The organism is Achromobacter sp. D7-1 (genome assembly GCF_059760445.1).
On record NZ_JCBAMT010000120.1, the window covers coordinates 1 to 17,613 of the forward strand.

14 protein-coding genes are annotated in these 17,613 nt (G+C 67.6%); 11 read left to right on the forward strand and 3 right to left on the reverse strand.

Annotation, left to right across the window (positions count from 1 at the left end):
• Positions 1-28: 28 nt before the first annotated feature.
• Positions 29-913: a LysR family transcriptional regulator gene (locus AC6LKD_RS30525; RefSeq protein WP_013394096.1), complete on the reverse strand. Its 885-nt coding sequence runs from the start codon at positions 911-913 to the stop codon at positions 29-31.
• Positions 914-1,103: 190 nt separating this feature from the next.
• Between AC6LKD_RS30525 and AC6LKD_RS30530 the strand changes: the two genes are divergently transcribed.
• The 11 genes from AC6LKD_RS30530 to AC6LKD_RS30580 all read left to right on the forward strand — a co-directional run bounded on the left by AC6LKD_RS30530 (position 1,104) and on the right by AC6LKD_RS30580 (position 15,497).
• Positions 1,104-2,072 carry a Bug family tripartite tricarboxylate transporter substrate binding protein gene (locus AC6LKD_RS30530; RefSeq protein ID WP_492275283.1) on the forward strand — a complete coding sequence of 323 codons (969 nt, stop codon included), beginning with the start codon at positions 1,104-1,106 and terminating at the stop codon, positions 2,070-2,072.
• Between the two features lie 32 nt (positions 2,073-2,104).
• Entirely contained in the window at positions 2,105-3,331 is a 1,227-nt protein-coding gene (locus tag AC6LKD_RS30535; protein WP_492275282.1) for a CaiB/BaiF CoA transferase family protein, read from the forward strand.
• Positions 3,332-3,404: 73 nt separating this feature from the next.
• Positions 3,405-5,198 carry an acyl-CoA dehydrogenase family protein gene (locus AC6LKD_RS30540; RefSeq protein ID WP_492275281.1) on the forward strand — a complete coding sequence of 598 codons (1,794 nt, stop codon included), beginning with the start codon at positions 3,405-3,407 and terminating at the stop codon, positions 5,196-5,198.
• 46 nt (positions 5,199-5,244) lie between these two features.
• Positions 5,245-6,372 (forward strand): metallophosphoesterase family protein, encoded by a 1,128-nt coding sequence (locus AC6LKD_RS30545; RefSeq protein ID WP_498118373.1) that lies wholly within the window; start codon positions 5,245-5,247, stop codon positions 6,370-6,372.
• Positions 6,369-8,993, forward strand: a complete 2,625-nt coding sequence (locus AC6LKD_RS30550; RefSeq protein ID WP_498118374.1) for an AAA family ATPase — start codon at positions 6,369-6,371, stop codon at positions 8,991-8,993. Before AC6LKD_RS30545 ends, AC6LKD_RS30550 begins: the two co-directional genes overlap by 4 nt.
• Positions 8,994-9,372: 379 nt before the next feature.
• Positions 9,373-10,248 (forward strand): DMT family transporter, encoded by an 876-nt coding sequence (locus AC6LKD_RS30555; RefSeq protein WP_207465246.1) that lies wholly within the window; start codon positions 9,373-9,375, stop codon positions 10,246-10,248.
• Between the two features lie 166 nt (positions 10,249-10,414).
• Positions 10,415-11,584, forward strand: coding sequence for an acyl-CoA dehydrogenase family protein (locus tag AC6LKD_RS30560; protein ID WP_498118375.1), 1,170 nt, complete (start codon positions 10,415-10,417; stop codon positions 11,582-11,584).
• Between the two features lie 7 nt (positions 11,585-11,591).
• Positions 11,592-12,275: a TetR-type transcription factor C-terminal domain-containing protein gene (locus AC6LKD_RS30565; protein ID WP_498118376.1), complete on the forward strand. Its 684-nt coding sequence runs from the start codon at positions 11,592-11,594 to the stop codon at positions 12,273-12,275.
• The gene (locus AC6LKD_RS30570) at positions 12,268-13,323 is read left to right on the forward strand and encodes a hypothetical protein (protein WP_498118377.1); all 1,056 of its coding nucleotides are present in this window, start codon (positions 12,268-12,270) and stop codon (positions 13,321-13,323) included. Before AC6LKD_RS30565 ends, AC6LKD_RS30570 begins: the two co-directional genes overlap by 8 nt.
• Positions 13,324-13,348: 25 nt before the next feature.
• On the forward strand, positions 13,349-14,491 hold the full coding sequence (locus AC6LKD_RS30575) for a CaiB/BaiF CoA transferase family protein (RefSeq protein WP_498118378.1): 1,143 nt from the start codon (positions 13,349-13,351) through the stop codon (positions 14,489-14,491).
• Between the two features lie 40 nt (positions 14,492-14,531).
• Positions 14,532-15,497 carry a Bug family tripartite tricarboxylate transporter substrate binding protein gene (locus AC6LKD_RS30580; protein ID WP_498118379.1) on the forward strand — a complete coding sequence of 322 codons (966 nt, stop codon included), beginning with the start codon at positions 14,532-14,534 and terminating at the stop codon, positions 15,495-15,497.
• 27 nt (positions 15,498-15,524) lie between these two features.
• Here the strand turns inward: AC6LKD_RS30580 and AC6LKD_RS30585 are convergent, their stop codons facing one another.
• Positions 15,525-16,406 (reverse strand): hypothetical protein, encoded by an 882-nt coding sequence (locus AC6LKD_RS30585; protein WP_013394084.1) that lies wholly within the window; start codon positions 16,404-16,406, stop codon positions 15,525-15,527.
• A gap of 474 nt (positions 16,407-16,880) precedes the next feature.
• On the reverse strand, positions 16,881-17,613 hold a 733-nt coding region (locus tag AC6LKD_RS30590; RefSeq protein WP_498118380.1), incomplete at its 5' end, for a tripartite tricarboxylate transporter substrate-binding protein.

The following is a 17,613-nucleotide window of genomic DNA, read 5'->3' on the forward strand; positions in this document are numbered from 1 at the left end:
GCACAGAACGCTGGCGGGGCCTCTGTCTTCATGGCTGTTGCGGTTGCGCCAATTGCTCCAGCATGGCCAGCACGGCGGGCTGCGTTTCGTCGTGGCGCCAGATGCCGCGCAGGTCCGACGGGGTCGACGCATGCGTCAGGGGACGGCAGGCCAGGTTCGGCAGTTGCACCTTGCCCAAGGAGGCCGGGACCAGGGACACGCCGAACTCATGCGAGACCAAGGTCGCGATCGTCAACATGTTCCGCACCTTGTGCCGGATATGCGGCGTGAAGCCGGCCTGCAGGCATAGCGCCAATATCTTGTCGTAGTAGCCCGGCGAAAAGTCCCGCGGAAACAGCACGAAGTCATCGTGCTGCAACTGCTGCGCGTCTATCGTTTCGAGCGCTGCCAGCGGATGCGTGGCCGGGAGCAGGCAGACGAAGTCTTCGCGGTGCAGCACGCGCGACGAGACGCCGGATGGCATGACCCGCGGATGCACGATCCCGATATCGATCTGGCCGCGTTGCAGCGCGTCGATCTGTTCGTAGCTGCTGAGCTCATAGAGGACCACCTCGACCTCTGGGCGCGCCACGGCGTAGGCCCGCACATCCGAGGCCAGCCGGGTCAGGAACGACGAACCCACGAATCCGATATGCACGGCGCCAGCTTCGCCATTAGCCGCGCGTCGCGCCTGCTCCTCGGCATCGCGCGCCAGCGCCAGCAGTTTCAACGCTTCCCGATAGATCACCTTGCCCGCTTCGGTCAGCGCCACTTCGCGGGTGGTGCGCCGTAGCAGTTCCATGCCCAGCGAGGCTTCCAGCTGGCGGATGTTGAAGCTGAGGGGCGGCTGGCTGATGGCCAGGCGCTTGGCGGCCCTGCCGAAATGCAGCTCCTCGGCGACGGCCACGAAGTAGCGGAGTTGGCGCAGATCCATGGGAAGGCTCGCGGGTGGGAAGGCCGCCGGATCGCTCGGGCAGCTTGGAAAAGATTGATCCAATATCGGTATGAATAGCACAAAAAAATATATTGGACGAGAAAAATCACGCTGCCAATAATGGGTTTCACCGCAGAGACATGCGGCAATGAATCCGGGCACAGACCCGCGATCCCCCAAGGAGACTCTCGTGCGTATTTCCATCCTCACCGCGTTGGCCGCCAGCGCATTGCTAGCCGCCAGCGCCGCAAAAGCCCAGGACTATCCCCGCATGCCGATCCGCCTGATCGTGCCGTACTCGGCGGGCGGCATGACCGACGTGGTGGCCCGCGTCATCGGCCAGAAATTGGGAGAACGGCTGGGCCAGCCCGTGATCGTGGAAAACCGCGCGGGCGCGGCCACCATCATCGGCGCGGAAATGGTCGCCAATGCCAAGCCGGACGGCTACACCTTGCTGGCGGCGACCAACACCACGCTGACCATCAATCCCTGGCTGTACCCGAAGCTGCCTTATGACGCGGTCAAGAGCTTTGCGCCGATCGCCTTGATCGCGAGCACGCCCAGCGTCATCGTCGTCAACCCCAAGGTTCCGGCGCAGACGCTGGAACAGTTCGTGACCCTGGCCCAGGCTAAGCCGGGCGAATTCAGCTACGCGTCCTATGGCGCCGGTTCGACCGCGCATCTGGCCGGCGAAATGCTGCGGTCCAGGGCCAAGATCAATCTGCTGCATGTGCCGTACAAGGGCAGCGCGCCCGCCAAGGCGGCGGTGATGGGCGGCGAAGTCTCCGTCACGTTCGAGCCCGCGTTCACCGGCCTGCCGCAGATCCAGGCGGGCAAGCTGACCGCGCTGGCCGTCATGAGCGACAAGCGCTCCGCGGTGCTGCCGCAACTGTCGACCACGGCGGAGCTGGGCTATCCCGACATGAAGATGTCCGCGTGGGTCGGCATCCTGGCGCCCGCAGGCACGCCGCCCGCCATCGTCAAGTCCTTGAGCGGCACGATCGAGCAGGTCATGGCCCAGGCCGATGTGCGCGAAGCCCTGCTGCGTTCGGGGGGCGAGCCGGTGGGCTACTTCGGCGAGGCCTTCAGCGCCTACATGCGCGAGGAAAGCGCGCGCTACGGGCAGGTCATCAAAGACGCCAACATCCGCATCGATTGACTGCGCCGCAACGGCATCGAGACCCAAGACACATGACCATCAAACCGCTATCCCATATCCGCGTGCTGGACCTGACCCGCGTGCTGGCAGGTCCCTGGTGCACCCAGAACCTTGCCGACCTGGGCGCCGACGTGACCAAGATCGAACGCCCGGGCGCGGGCGACGATACCCGCGGCTGGGGGCCGCCCTGGATGCCGGATGTCGACGGCGGGCCGCGCGAGGATTCCGGCTACTACGCGTCGACCAATCGCGGCAAGAAATCCGTGACCGTGGATATCTCCACCGCCGAAGGCCAGGACATCATCCGCCGCCTGGCCGCGGATTCGGACGTGCTGGTGGAGAACTACAAGGTCGGCACGCTGGCGCGCTATGGCTTGGGCTACGAAGACCTGTGCGCGGATAACCCTGCGCTGGTTTATTGCTCGATCACCGGTTTCGGGCAGACCGGGCCGTACCGCCACCGGCCGGGCTACGACTTCATTTTCCAGGGCATGGGCGGCTTGATGAGCGTCACCGGCGAGGCCGATGGCCTGCCGGGCGCGGGCCCCCAGAAGGTCGGGGTCGCGGTGGCGGACATCACCACCGGCATGTACGCGAGCCTGGCGATTGCGGCCGCGTTGGCGTGGCGCGAACGCAGCGGGCAGGGGCAGCACATCGACATGGCCTTGCTGGACTGCGTGCTGGCGTTCGGCAGCAACCCCGCGGTCAACTACCTGGTGTCCGGCAAGACGCCCCGGCGTTATGGCAATGCGCATGCCAACGCGGTGCCTTACCAGGTCTTCGACACGCAGGATGGGCGCCTGATCGTGGCGGTGGGCAATGACAGCCAGTTCGCGGCCTATTGCCAGGAGATCCAGCGGCCGGACCTGGCGCAGGATCCGCGCTACGCCAAGGTCAGCGGACGCCTGACCCATCGCGACACGCTGCTGCCCTTGCTGGCTGAAATCATGGCGACGGATACCAGCGCGGCATGGCAGAGCCGGCTGGAAGGCGCGGGGGTTCCTTGCGGACCTATCAACAGCTTTGCCGAAACGTTCACCGATCCGCAGGTCATGCATCGGGGCTTGCGGGTCGATCTGCCGCTATCCACGGGCGGGACCTGCCCAAGTATCGCCAGTCCCATGCGCTTTTCGGCGACTCCGCTGGACCATCGCGCGGGTCCGCCGGTGCTGGGCGAGCATACCCGCGAGGTGCTGGCGCAGCGTCTCGGGCTGTCGGAATCCACCCTGACCGAATTGCGCGCGGCCGGCGTCATCTGACTTTTCATTCGCGAATCATGCGTCCGCGCCGATTGGGGGCGCGGCGTCGAACCACGACCTTCAGGAGCTGCTTGTGCCATTTCTCGCCAGATACGACGAATACGTCCGCCCGCGTCCCGAGCGGTCTTCGCAGAGTTCGCATTTCCTCGCGCCCGATTGCGCAGGCCAGGATTTCTACGCGCTGGACCGGGGTTTGCAGGATCTGTTGAGGCTTTACGTGCCCGAGGCCGCGCATGCCAGGCTGCTGCCGCAATTCCAGCGCATGGGGCAACTGGCGGGAGGGCGCCTGAATGCGCTGGCCACCGTGGCGGACAAGTTCCCGCCCGTGCTGCATCCGCGCACGCGCTGGGGCGAGGACGAAGACTGGATCGAGTACCACCCGGCCTACCAGGAAATGGAGCACATCGCCTTCGCCGACTTCCAGTTCCATGCCATGAGCCATCGCGCCGGCGTACTGGGTTGCGACGCACCGCTGCCACCCGTGGCCAAGTACGCCTTGCAGTACCTGTTCGTCCAGGCCGAATTCGGCCAGATGTGTCCCATCAGCGTATCGGACACGTCGATCCATCTGATCCGGAAATTCGGCAGTCCAGCCCTGCAGGAAAAGCTGCTGCCCCGCATGCTGTCCAGCGACCCGGACACGCTCTGGAAGGGCACGCAGTTCATGACGGAGAAAGCTGGAGGATCGGACGTGGGCGCGTTGGAGACCGTTGCGCGCCAGGTCGACGGCACCTGGCGTCTGCACGGCGAAAAGTGGTTCTGCTCGCACACGGACGCGGATGTGGCCTTGTTGCTGGCCCGCCCGGAAGGCGCGCCAGCAGGCACGCGCGGGCTGGCGCTGTTTGCGATGCCGCGCCGCCTCGAAGACGGCAGCCGCAACGCCTATCGCATCGTCCGTCTGAAGGACAAGCTGGGCACGCGGTCGATGGCCAGCGGCGAAATCCGGCTGGAAGGCGCGCAGGCATACCTGGTGGGGCAGGTGGATCAGGGGCTCAAGCACATGATGGAGCAGGTCAACCTGTCGCGCCTGTCGCATGGCGTGCGCGCGGCGGCGATGATGCGCCGCTGCCTCAACGAGGCCATGCTGGCGGCGCGGCATCGGCATGCGTTCGGACGCGATGTCATGGCCTATCCGCTGCTGCGCCGCCAATTGCTGAAACTGCTGACGCCGACGGAAGCGGCCTTGTCCATGGTGATGGCCACGGCCGACATCATGCGCCGCGCGCAAGAAGGCGATGCGGCGGCCGCGCCGGTGCTGCGCCTGCTGACGCCGCTGCTGAAGCTGCGCACTTGCCGCGACAACGTCAGCGTGGCGACCGGCGCGATGGAGATACGCGGCGGCAACGGCTACATCGAGGACTTCATCAATGCCCGGCTGGTGCGCGACGCGCATATCGGCGTGCTGTGGGAGGGCACCAGCAACATCAATGCGCTCGACGCCATCCAGCGCGCCGTGCGCAAGGAGAGGGCGCACGAGGCGCTGTCCGCGTTGCTGGAAAGCCGGATAGAGCAAGCGACCGCCTTGCCTGCCGCCTGGCGCGCCACCTTGCGGGATTGCCTCCGCCGGGCGGTCGGTCTGGCCGAGGCTGTGGGAGCGGACGAAAAGCACGAGGCGCAGGTGCGGCGCGCGGCGTCGGCGCTCTATTACGTGTCGGCTGCGGCATTCATGGCCTGGGAGAGCTGCCAGCCTGGCGTGGATGCGAGGCGCCTGTTGCTTGCCGACGCCGTGTTGCGCCATTACCTGCTGCCCGCCGATCCCTTGCGTGACGCGGCCCAGGACGGCGAGACGCAGGGCGACAGGCTGATGCTGCAAGAAACGCCTTTGACGTTGGCGCAGGTCTTGCCGTTGCTGGCTTCGCCTTCCTGAAGGGGAACTCCGCCGCAAGCCGGGTCTTGCTCTTACAATTCCGCGCATGACCCATTTCCTGCATACCGCCGATTGGCAGATCGGCCGGCAATACGGCCAATTTGAAACCGACGACGCCGCCATGCTGGCCGAGGCCCGCTTCGACGTCGTCGCCCGCATCGCGGCGCTGGCCGCCGAGCGCGGCGTGGACGCCGTGCTGGTGGCGGGCGACGTGTTCGATACGCAAGGCGTGTCGGACCGCACGATACGCCGGCTGTTCGCCGTCATGGCGGCTTACGCCGGGCCTTGGGTCATGATTGCCGGCAACCACGACGCGGCGCTGGCCGACAGCGTCTGGAGCCGGGCGATGCAGCTGGACTGCATACCTTCCAACGTGCACGTGCCGCTGCGCACCGGCGTGGTCGATCTGGCGGCGATCAATCTTGCCGTGCTGGCTGCGCCCTTGACGCAACGCCATACCTATGACGACGTGACCCAGGCCTTCGACGCGCTGGAAACCGAAGCCGGCCGTATCCGCGTGGGCCTGGCGCACGGCAGCGTGGCGGGCCGCCTGCCGGACACCATAGACGCGACCAATCCCATCGCCCCGGATCGCGCGGCGCGGGCGCGCCTGGACTACTTGGCGCTGGGCGATTGGCATGGCTGTCTGTCCATCGACGAGCGCACCTGGTATGCCGGCACGCCGGAGCAGGACCGCTTCCGCGGCAACGAGCCCGGCTACGCGCTGCATGTGCGTATAGCCGAGCCGGGCGCCGTGCCCGTCGTGGAACGCGTGGCCACGGGCAAGTACCGCTGGTCGGCCTGGTCGGAAACGCTGAGCTTGCCCACCGACGCGCAGGCGCTGGCCGGGCGCATGGCGGATCTGCGCGCCGAGGACGTGTTGCGGCTGGAGGTGCAAGGGCACGTCAACATGGAAACCTGGGAAGCGCTGCAACGCGCCGTGGACCAGGCGGCGGCGCAGGTGCGCGCGCTGCTGCCGGACCTGTCCGGCCTGCTGCTGGAACCGGACGAAGCCGACTTGGCCGAACTGCGCGCCAGCGGTTATGTGGGCGAAGTGGCGGCGCAATTGCAGGCATTGCAGTCGGACCCGGACCAAGCCGTGGTCGCCGGCGAGGCCTTGCGGCTATTGCTGCGGTTCCAGCGCGAAAGCGCCGCGCCGGGAGCCGCCAAATGAAGCTCTCGCGCATCGCCCTGGAAGAATTCCGCAAGTTCCGCCAGCCCATGGCGCTGGAAGGACTGCAAGACGGCCTGAACCTGTTCGTGGGTCCGAATGAAGCAGGCAAGAGCACCGTGGCGGCGGCCATCCGTTCCGCCTTCCTCGAACGCTACAGCACCAGCAAGGTGGCCGACCTGGCGCCGCACGGCGAGTCCGGCGCGCGGCCCAGCGTGGAACTGGAGTTCACGCATGCCGGGCACAGCTATGTGCTGAAGAAGCAATTCCTGTCGCGCGCGCGCTGCGAATTGCTGATCGATGGCGGCGCGCAGCGCCTGGACGGCGAAGAGGCCGAGAACGCGCTGGCGGCGCTGCTGGGCTTTGAATTGCCCGGACGCGGCCAGAGCAAGCCAGACCTGGCGGGCATCCCTGGCCTGCTGTGGATCCAGCAGGGCGACGGCCACAACCTGCAGGAAGCGGCCGGTTATGCCGGCGCGCATCTGCGCGACGCCTTGACGCAGCTGTCGGGCGAACTGGCTTCCGGCGATGGCGACCGCCTGTACGAACGGGTGGCGGCCGAGCGCGGCGCGCTGCTGGACGCGCGCAACGGCCGTCCCAAGGGCGCCTACAAAGAAGCCGAGGACGCGCTCGCGCGCGCCGCGGCCGAACGCGACGAGTGCGCGCAAGCCATGGCGCAGCTGAACGCCGACGTGGACCGCCTGGCCGAATTGCGTCGTGACCATGAACGCGCCCAGGCCGGCGAACCCTGGAAGGACTTCGAGGCCAAGGCGGCCGAGGCGCGCGCGCGCCTGGCGGCCCTGGCCAAGGAACGCGAGGCCTTCGAAGGCCTGCGCCGTGAACAGGCGCAAGCCGCGCAGACGCTGGCGCTGTTGCAGGACCAGGTCCGGCGCGACCAGCAGGACGAGGCCGAACTCCAGTCCCTGGTCAACGAGGCCCGCGCCGCGCGCGCCCGGGTCGAAGCCGCGCGCGAGCCGCTGGCGCGCGCGCAGCAGCAGCGCCAGACCCATGCCGCCGCGGTGGACGCGGCGCGCTTGCGCGTCACCTCGGTGCAGGCCGTGGCCGACCGGCGCGACCTGCAGCATCAACTGGTCCAGCTGGGCGCGGAGATCGAACGCCTGGACGGCGCCTTGAAGGAAGTGACCGCATTGATCGAGCAGGGCTCCGCGCTCAAGGCCGAGACCATGCGGATCGAAATCGCCGACGCCGATATCGAGGCGCTGCGCAAGCGCGAGCGCGAGCTGGCCAATCTGCAGTTGCAGCAGCAGGCCAGCGCCACGCGCCTGTCGTACCAGCTGGATGCGGGCGCACAAGCGCGGCTGGACGGCCGCATCCTGAGCGGCGCCGACGAGGTCCTGTTGACGGCCGCGGCCGAACTGGATCTGCCGGGCGTGGGGCGCTTGCGCATCGAGCCGGGCGGCCAGGACCTGCCCGCCCTCAAGCGCGAAGTCGACGCGGCCCAGGCGGCGTGCGCGGCCCTGTTCAAGCGCTTGGACGTCGAGACCCTGGCGCAGGCCGAACAGCGCTACGCCCGCTACGGCGCCTTGCTGCGCGAACTGGACGGCATGCGCAAGACGCTGGGCATCCATGCGCCCAAGGGCGTGGACGTGCTGCGCGGCCAGCGTGACGACGCGCTGGCGCGCCGTGCGCAGTTGCAGGAACGGCTGGACAAGCTGCCTGCCGTGCAGGACACGGAGGGCGGTGATCTGCCCGCGGCGCTCCAGGCCCTGCGGGAAGCGGAGACGGTTGCGGCGCAAGCCGAGACCGCGTTGGCCGCCGCGCAGCGCGCCCTGGACGCGGACGGCGCGCGCGCCCAATTGCTGGAAAACCAGGCCGCCGCCCGCGGCGCCGAACTGCAGTCGTCCGAGCGCGGCGCGCAACGCCAGGCCCGCGCCGGCAGGCTCGCCGAGGCGCGCAGCAGCCACGACGATCTGGAGCGGCGCGTGCACGGGGCGCAGGCCGCATTGGCCGGCCATCGCCCCGAACTGGTCGAGCAGGATGTCCAGCGCTACGAGAAGTCCGCCGCCATCGAGCGCGATGCACAGCACAAGCGCCACGGCGAAATCCTGCAGCTGCAAGGCAAGCTGGACCAGGCGGGCGCGCAAGGGCTGGGCGAACGCCTGTCCGAAGCCGAGGCCGCTTGCGAACGCCTGGAACGGCGGCGCGGCGACTTCGCCCGGCGCGCGGGTGCCCTGGAGCTTTTGCAGAAGCTGCTGGCGGACAAGCGCGCCGCCGCCACCCAGCGCCTGCAGGCGCCGCTGGCCCGCAGGCTGAACCACTACCTGGCCTTGCTGTTCCCCGAGGCCGACCTGCGGCTGGACGAAGCCTTGCTGCCCATGGCGCTGCGCCGTGCCAGCGGCGAGGACCTGCTGTCCGCGCTCAGCTTCGGCACGCGCGAGCAACTGGGCATCCTGGCCCGCTTCGCCTACGCGGACCTGCTGCGCGAAGCAGGGCGCCCGACGCTGCTGCTGCTGGACGACGCACTGGTCCATACGGACGACGAGCGCCGCGACTTCATGAAGCGCGCGCTGTTCGACGCGGCCACGCGGCACCAGATCCTGATGTTCACCTGCCATGGCGAAGCGTGGCGCGACATGGGCGTGGAGCAGCGGCGCATCGCTTGACCGCGTTGCGCGCAGACGGTAGGCTACGCCCCATGCCTGATCACACGCTCCTCGCCGACTTCGCATCCGCTGCCTCCGCAGCCGATCGGCGTGCGCGCGTGTCGTCGCGGCACTCCGCAGTTTCCCCCGGTTTTTCTCCTGTCGTGTCCACGGTGGTATCGCCGCCGGTCGCGCCGCCTTGCGGCGTGGTCTCGGGCGCTTACCCGCCTTGCGCGGTCGTCGTCGGCTGACGCCGTCCGCAACCCGACTCCAGTCTCTTCCCCAACAGATTTGCCAGACGTCTTGATGCGTATTGCATCCGTCTAGCGCACGCTTGCGTGCGCCTGCGCCTGCGCGGACGGGACCGGAGCCTGTTAATACCCCGACAGGTAGAAACCTCATGTCTTTCGATAGAAACGCGTGGACCTCCTATGGCTCCACTTCCTTGTTCGTGCTGCTGTGGAGCGGCGGCGCGATTTTCGCCAAATGGGGGCTGTCCCATGCCTCCGCCTTCGGCTTCCTGCTGCTGCGCTTCATCCTGGCCCTGGCCGTATTGCTGCTGATCTGCGTATGGCGGCGGCGCTGGCTGCCCGAGCGCGGCACGCGCGCGACGGTGGCGGCGACGGGCCTGCTGCTGATCGGCGGGTATTCCATCTGCTATCTGCTGGCGTTGGACCACGGCATCACGCCGGGAGTGCTGGCCACGCTGCTGGGCGCACAGCCCATCCTGACGCTGGCGCTGATGGAGCGGCGTTATTCACTGCCGCGCTTGGCCGGCCTGTTCCTGGCGCTGTGCGGGCTGGTGATGGTGGTCTACCAGAGCATAGGCATGGCGCGCTTTTCCGCGGCCGGCATGGTCTTCGCGCTGGCCGCGTTGGTCTGCATGACGACGGGCGCCATCCTGCAGAAGCGCGTGCGTCAGGCGCCCATGGACGTCATGCCGCTGCAGTACCTCGTCAGCCTGGCGCTGTGCCTGCTGTTCGTGCCGTTTCAGCCTATGCATGTGGAGTGGGTGACGGGCTTCGTCCTGCCGTTGATCTGGATGGGGCTGGTGATATCCGTCGGCGCGACCCTGCTGTTCTACCGCATGATCCAGGCCGGCAATCTCGTCAACGTCACCAGCCTGTTCTATCTGGTCCCGGCCGGCACCGCGGCCCTGGATTACCTGATCCTGGGCAACCGCCTGTCGGCGCTGAGCCTGGGCGGAATGGGCGCGATCCTGCTGGGACTGATGCTGGTGTTGCGCAACCCGGCGCCGCAGGCGAAAGCCGCATAGCTGCGGCCGTCAGCGGTTGATGGAACACCCCACGGGCGAACTCGCGTTCGCCTGTGGGGCCTCGTTCGCATACGCCGGGTTTTCCCCAGGTATCTAAGAAAAATACCAAGTAGTATTTTCTCGTTCAACTCACTAAATACTGATTAGTATGTTGCTGGAGACAAGCATGTCCGTGATCTGGAATCCCTCACTCAACCCGGAAGCGTGCGCCTGGCGGGACAAGGCCGCCGACCTGACGTCGCGGGCGTTCGCGCCCGCCGCCGCCGCCATCGACCGGGACCAGCGTTACCCTGTCGAACACCTGGCGCCCTTGCGGGATAGCGGCATTTCCGGGCTTTTCATTCCGGCCGAATACGGTGGCGCAGGCGCATCGCTGACCTCGCTGGTGGCCGTGGTGGAGACCGTGGCCCAGGGCTGCGCCTCCACGGCCGCAATCTTGGCGGCGCTGTCGCTGGGCGCGTTTCCGATCATCCTGGGAGGCTCTGCCGAACAGAAGATGGTGCTGCTGGGCGGCCTGGCGCGCGACGGCCATGCGGTCAATTTCGCCCTGAGCGAGCGCGGCGCGGGTTCGGATGCGGCGGCCCTGTCGACCACGGCGGTGCCGGAAGGCGATGGATGGCGCATCCGGGGTGAAAAGTGCTGGTTGGGTAACGGCGGGCATTCGCGTTACTTCATCGTGTTCGCGCGCACGGGGGAACCCTGCGCGCGCAACAACATCAGCGCATTCGTGGTGGACCGCGATGCGCCGGGCGTGGTGGTGGACCACTACGAAGACAAGATGGGCATACGCGGCACCACCACCACCAACTTGAAAGTGGACACCTGGGTCGGCGCGGAAAGCGTGGTCGGGGCGCTGGGCGAAGGGCTCAAGCTCGCGCTGGCGACGCTGAGCATCGGCCGCGTGGTGGTGGCCGCCCAGGCCAACGGTATTGCCCTGTGCAGCTATGCCGAAGCGCGGGACTTCGCCGTGCAGCGCCAGACCTTCGGGCGCAGCATCATCGACCACCAGGGTGTGGGCTTCAAGCTGGCCGATGCGGCCACCGCGTTGTCGTCGTCGCGGATGATGACCTACGAGGCCGCGCGCGCTTACGACGCCGGGCAGGACATCGGCACGCTGGGCGCGATGGCCAAGCTGCTGGCCAGCGAAACCTCGCACAGCGTGGTGGATGACGCGATGCAGATTCTGGCCGGGCGCGGCTATGTGAAGCCCAGCGCGGTGGAGCGCTGCTACCGCGACCAGCGCATCACCGAAATCTACGAAGGCACCTCTGAAATCCAGCGCGTGGTCCTGGCCCGCGCCATCAAGAAAAGCGCCGGCGCAGCCGCGCAAAGCTAGGAACATCATGAAAGCCAAGACTGTTATTCCCTACGACGAGATGCCGCTGCGGCAGGTGGAGCTGCTGGACGCCGCCGCGCAAGCCTTTACCGAAATGGGGTTCGCCGCCACGACCATCGATTCGGTCGCCGACCTGATCGGCGTCACCAAAGGCAGCGTCTATTACTACTACCGCAGCAAGACCGACCTGTTCTTCGCCGTGCACCGGCGCGCCATGCAACTGAACCTGGACAGGGTGACGCCGCTGGCCGAGGACGCAGGCGCGTCGCCGCCCCAGCGGCTGTGGAACATGGCCCATGCCCACACGCACCTGATGATGGCGCATCTGCCATACCAGCGCGTCACGGTGCAGGGCGTCGAGCTGCATCTGGCCGGACGCACCACCGCGGGCCAGCGCGCCGAGCTGGAAGAGCTGGTGCGGCAACGCGACCGCTACGAGTCGCTGTTTCGCAGTGTGATCGAGGCGGGCATGGCGGCGGGCGATTTCCGGCGCGGTCCCCCGGCCTTGCAGGTCAAGCCGCTGCTGGGCGCATTGAACTGGACCACCATGTGGTATCGCCCGAGAGAGGGCGAATCGGAGGCGGATCGCGAGGCCATCGCGCGCGACATCGCGGATTTCGCCGTCGCGTCGATGCAATCCCTGCTGCCCGGTTCCGTGGCGGCTCCCACCGGAGTGAATGGCCATGCATGACATGCAATCCGAGGAGCGCGGCTGGCGGGCAGTCTCCGAGTGGTACCACGCCTATTTCACGGGCATCGTCCTGTCCGCCGTGACTCGCCGCGGTACCGCACGCGCCGCGGAACTGGTCTACGAGATCTTCTGCCGCCAGCGCAACGAGCGCTTCCTGCCGGGCTTGAAGAAGCTGGGCATCGCGCACCTGCCGCCCGCGGTCGCGGCAGCGCAATATCACTACCTGTCCAACCATATCGGCGGCGTGGCGGTGCAGTACATGCACGAGTCCGACCGCAAGGCCTGGATACGCTATTCCGCGCCGCGCTGGATCTGGTCGGGCACCGCGCTATGCGCGATACCGTCGGAGGTGTCGCGCGCCATGCTGGCGGGCTGGCACGCGCAGAACGGCGTGTCGCTCAACAATCCGCGGCTGGGTTTCGTGTGCACCAAGCAGGCCGTGGACGGCCAATCCGGCCTTGAGGGTTATTACTACGAGTACGACCGCGACCTGCAGCCGCATGAACGCCTGCGCTTTTGCCGCAATGAGGACGCGCCCGATTTCGATGCCGCGGCCGCGCCCACGCTGCCCACCGCGGATTGGCCCGCGACGCGCCTGGCCAAGGCCAGCCGCAACTACGCCATGGAGTACGTGCGCAGCGCCTTGCCCGTGGCCGTGAACCTGTGGGGTCCCGAGGAAGCGGCCGGCCTGCTGCACTTGACCGGACGGATGATAGGCATGCAGTTCTATCACCAGACGGCGCAGGCGCTGGGCGTGGCGCAGGATGCCTCCGCCCTGCAGTTCGGGCGCTTCATGGCGGCGCTGGCGCAAGCGCAGGGCGACCTGTGCGAGTTGAGCGAGACGCCGGAAGGCGTGCGCGTGACGCAAAGGGGCTGGAACCTGATGGACGGCGTGGCCGATGCGCATCCTTGCGTGGCGCAAGCCTGGAACGGCCTGCTGGAGGGAGCGCTGGATGCGCACAACCACCGGCTCGCGCTGCGCATGAGCACCCAGGCGGGCGCGCAGGGCAGGGAATTCAGCTGGCTGATCGCCCGCGCCTCGGCCTGAGTCCTGAATCGGAAAGGAGACAGACATGCATAACAGCGATGCGGGCGGCGCGCTCGCCGGCCTGCGCGTGATCGACGCCTCGCGCGTCCTGGCGGGCCCGTTCTGCGGCCAGATGCTGGGCGACCACGGCGCCGACGTGATCAAGATCGAGTCGCCGGACGGCGATGAATGCCGCGGCTTCGGCCCTCCGTTCGTTGACGGCAGTTCGGCGTACTTTCGCGCCGTGAACCGCAACAAGCGCAGCATGGTGCTGGACTTGAACAGCGAGTCCGGACGCGAGACCTTCTGGCAATTGCTCGAAACCGCCGACGTGCTGATCGAGAACTTCAAGGCCAGCACGCTGCGCGGCTGGGGCGTGGCCGAACCATCCGCCATCACCGAGCGCTTTCCGCGGCTGGTCCATTGCCGCATCACGGGTTTCGGCGACGATGGTCCGCTCGGCGAATTGCCGGGCTACGACGCCGCTGTGCAATCCATGGCCGGCCTGCTCAGCATCAACGGCGAGGCGGGCGGCGAGCCCTTGAGGCTGGGGGTGCCGGTGGTCGATCTGACCACGGGTATGAATGCCGCGATTGCCGTGCTGCTGGCGCTGCAGGCCCGCCATCGGACCGGACGCGGGCAGATGGCTGACGTGTGCCTCTACGATTCCGCCGTGTCGGTAGCGCATCCGTTCCTGGCCAACTATCTGGCGTCGGGCAATACGCCGCGGCCCAGCGGCAACGGGCATCCGAATATCGTGCCTTACAACGTCTACCAGACGCGGACCTGCCCCTTGTTCATCGCGGTGGCCAACGATCGCCTGTTCGCGAAGTTGTGCGGCCAATTGGGCATGGCGCAAATGGCGCAAGACGAGCGCTACAAGTCCAACGGGCAGCGGGTGGTCAACCGCGAGGCGGTGGATGCCGCGCTGGCCCAGGCCTTCGCGCAAGTGGATGGCGAGACGTTCGGCAAGCAGCTGCTGGCGCAGAACGTGCCCGCCGCGCCGATTCTGGACATGGCGTCAGTGGCCGCGGCCGCGCATACCGAGCATCGCCAGATGGTGGTCCGCCGTGACGATTACCACGGGCCAGGCATACCGATAAAGCTGTCCGACACACCTGCGGCCATACGCCGGGGCCCGCCGCGCTTGGGCGAAATGAATGCCGCAACACCGCCGTCAGAGCGGTAAGGCAAACCAGGCAGTACCCATAAAACCAGGAGACAACACCATGAAAACGATTCGATTCGCGCTGCTGGCGTGCGCCGTGCTGGGCCTGTCCGCGCAAGGCGCGGCGCAGGCCGATAGCTATCCGGGCGACAAGCCCATCAAGATCGTGGCGGCCTTTTCGCCAGGAAGCGCCACCGACACCAGCGCCCGCATCATCGCGGAAGAACTGCGCAAGGATCTGAACGCCAATGTGATCGTCGAGAACAAGCCCGGCGCCCAAGGCCTGATAGGCACCGAGTACGCGGTGCGTTCGCCGGGCGACGGCTACACGCTGACGATCTCCAGCAGCTCGCTGAACTCCATCAACCCGGGGCTGTTCAAGAAGCTTCCCTACGATGCGCAGAAGGACTTCAGCCACGTGTCGCGCTTGACCACCATGCCCATGCTGCTGCTGGTGCGCGCCGATGGTCCGTACAAGGACCTGGCCTCCTTCGTGAAGAAGGCGGCCTCGGGCTCCTTGAACTACGGCTACGGTTCTCCCGGCGGGCAGGTCGGCGCCGCGGCTTTCAATCGCATTGCCGGCGTGCGCGCGGAAGGCGTGCCATACAAAAGCCAGCCGCCGGCGCTGACGGACTTGGCAGGCGGGCAAGTCGATTACGTGATGGCGGACCTGTCCGTCGCGACGCCTCTGCTGCGCGGCGGCAAGCTGCGGGCGCTGGCTATCAGTACCGAGCGCCGGTTGCCGGATTTGCCGGATGTGCCCACGTTCGCCGAGACCGGCTACCAGGATTTCGATCTGGTGGTCTGGGTCGGCCTGGCCGGTCCCGCCGGCATTCCTCAACCGATCCTGGAGCGCTTGAACAAGGCGGTGAACGACGCGCTGGCGCGGCCCGAGGTGCAGCAGAAGTTTGCCGCCCTGGGCATGACGGCGGCGCCGAACACGCAGGCGCAGCAGCAGGCTTTCGTGCAGGCGCAACTGGGCACCTGGGGCCGGCGCATGCAGGAAGCGAACATCCAGGCAGAGTAGGCGAGGAACGCCGGGCCGGGGCAGCCGCTATGCGTACGCGGCGCTGTCCTGGCCGTCCCAGTGTCCGCTGACCAGTTGCTCGGGCCGGCTCTGCGCCACGACCCGCGCGCAGGCGGCCCAGGCGTCCAGGCGCACGCTCAGGCCGGCGTAGATGCCGTGGCCCGCGCCCGCTTCGATGACGCCTTCGGCCTGCACGCCTTCACCCGCGCGGATCGCCCCGTCGGCGCGAATGTCCTCGCCGGCGATCAGGCCCCAGCCCGATGCGAGGTGTTCGCCGCACTGGATGGAGCCGCCGGCCTGGATGCCGCAGGCTGCGTCTATTTCCTTTTCGGCGCGCACGTCGCCGCCGGCCTTGATGCCTTGGCCGCATTTGATCGCGCCTTGCGTTTGCACGTCCTGTCCGGCATGCAGGTGGCCGGTCACGGCCAGGTCCTGGCCGGCGCAGATGTCCCATTTGGCGCGGACGTTGCCGCCGCAATCCAGGCGGGTGGCGGTCTCGATGCCCCAGTCGGCCATGATGTCGCCGCCCGCGCGGATGTTGCCGCCGCTGGCGATGGTGGCGCCGGCGGTGATGTTCTCGCCCGCCTGGATGGTTTCGCCGGCGCGGATGCCGCCGCCGGTGACGATGCTGCGTCCGGCGCGCACCACGCTATCCACATTGATGCCCATACGCACTTCGAGAGTGCCGGCAAAGACGATGGCATTGGCGTCGACCGAATCCAGCCGCAGCACGGCGTCGGTGGGGCCGAACTGGTCCAGCAGCCAGCAGGCGTCGCTGACGCGTCCGTCAGCGACCAGAGCGTCAAGCACGGCCTGATAGTCTCCTTGCCCGTTGTGGTCGCGGATGAACCATTTGTAGCCGCCCGCGCAGGGATTCTTGGCTTTGACGAAATTCTTGGTGAGTTGCATGGCGCTTGGAATAGGTCGGTGCGTGGCCTGGCCGCAAACCTCCGGCGGCTTGCGGATAAAGAGACGAGGCTTGGGGCCCGGCCACGCGGCAGGGCTTGCGCCGGCCGGCTGCAGGGCTGCGGAAAGCGCGGGTGTGCGCAGGCAGCCGGCGGCGGGCCGGGATAGGGCTCAGGAAGGGGAAAAGCGGGCGATTAGCCGGGCTTGGAGCGGGCGTAGGCGGAGCGCGCGGCGACTTCCTGCGAGCTCAACAGGGTCGAGCGCAGGGCGCAAAGCGCGCAGGCGGCGCAGGGGAGGGGAGAAAAATGGGATCGCACGGTCGCACATGCTACCACCGGGGCGATTGCAGTCAAGGCCGGACCTCGGGAACGTACGCCTGTCGGAAAAGCGCGGACCCAGTAAAAGAGCCGGTCTGGGTAGACCGGCTCTCGGGCATGGCCGGTCCCGAAGATCGGGCCGGCGCGTCGCAGCGGACGATCAGTTGGTCGACTGGATGTTGCGTTCCTTGGCGATGCGTTGGCGCAGTTCCAGCTCGCGCTTGATCTGGGCGGCGTATTCGGCAGGCGTGTTGCCGTCCACCAGCGAGCCGCCGTCGGCCAGGCGCTGCACGATCTTGGGATCCTTGAGCGCCTTGACGGCGGCGTCATGGATGCGGTCGATCACGGCCTGCGGCGTGCCGGCGGGCGCGACCAGGCCGTACCAGGCCATATTGTCCATTTCCGGCAGGCCGCCTTCGGAGAAGGTCGGCACGTCCGGCAGCGCCGGCAGGCGCTTGGGTGCGGCCACGGCCAGGGCGCGCAGCTTGCCGGCCTGGATATGGGGCATGGACGAGGGCAGGTTGTCGAACTGGGCGTTGACCTGTCCGGCGATCACGTCGTTCAGCGCCGGGCCCGAGCCACGGTAGGGCACGTGCACCATGTCGGTCTTGGTCAGCGACTTGAACAGCTCGCCGTCCAGGTGGCCGATGCCGCCCGCGCCCGAGGACGCATAGGCGTACTTGCCGGGGTTGGCCTTGAGCAGGGCGATGAACTCGGCCAGGTTCTTGGCCGGCACGGCCGGATTCACGGTCAGCACGTTGGGCACGTTCACCATATTGGTGATGGGCGCGAAGTCCTTCAGCGGGTTGTAGGGGTTCTTGGGGTTGGTGGCCGGGTTGGTGGCCATGGTGCTGACGGTGGCGACGCCCAGGGTGTAGCCGTCGGGCGTGGAG

Bases quoted from the DNA above. Each gene is read 5' to 3' on its own strand.
- AC6LKD_RS30565 (WP_498118376.1), top strand. From the start codon at position 11,592: ATGAAAGCCAAGACTGTTATTCCCTACGACGAGATGCCGCTGCGGCAG.
- AC6LKD_RS30525 (WP_013394096.1), bottom strand. From the start codon at position 913: ATGGATCTGCGCCAACTCCGCTACTTCGTGGCCGTCGCCGAGGAGCTG.
- AC6LKD_RS30570 (WP_498118377.1), top strand. From the start codon at position 12,268: ATGCATGACATGCAATCCGAGGAGCGCGGCTGGCGGGCAGTCTCCGAG.
- AC6LKD_RS30560 (WP_498118375.1), top strand. From the start codon at position 10,415: ATGTCCGTGATCTGGAATCCCTCACTCAACCCGGAAGCGTGCGCCTGG.
- AC6LKD_RS30575 (WP_498118378.1), top strand. From the start codon at position 13,349: ATGCATAACAGCGATGCGGGCGGCGCGCTCGCCGGCCTGCGCGTGATC.
- AC6LKD_RS30580 (WP_498118379.1), top strand. From the start codon at position 14,532: ATGAAAACGATTCGATTCGCGCTGCTGGCGTGCGCCGTGCTGGGCCTG.
- AC6LKD_RS30550 (WP_498118374.1), top strand. From the start codon at position 6,369: ATGAAGCTCTCGCGCATCGCCCTGGAAGAATTCCGCAAGTTCCGCCAG.
- AC6LKD_RS30555 (WP_207465246.1), top strand. From the start codon at position 9,373: ATGTCTTTCGATAGAAACGCGTGGACCTCCTATGGCTCCACTTCCTTG.
- AC6LKD_RS30585 (WP_013394084.1), bottom strand. From the start codon at position 16,406: ATGCAACTCACCAAGAATTTCGTCAAAGCCAAGAATCCCTGCGCGGGC.
- AC6LKD_RS30535 (WP_492275282.1), top strand. From the start codon at position 2,105: ATGACCATCAAACCGCTATCCCATATCCGCGTGCTGGACCTGACCCGC.
- AC6LKD_RS30545 (WP_498118373.1), top strand. From the start codon at position 5,245: ATGACCCATTTCCTGCATACCGCCGATTGGCAGATCGGCCGGCAATAC.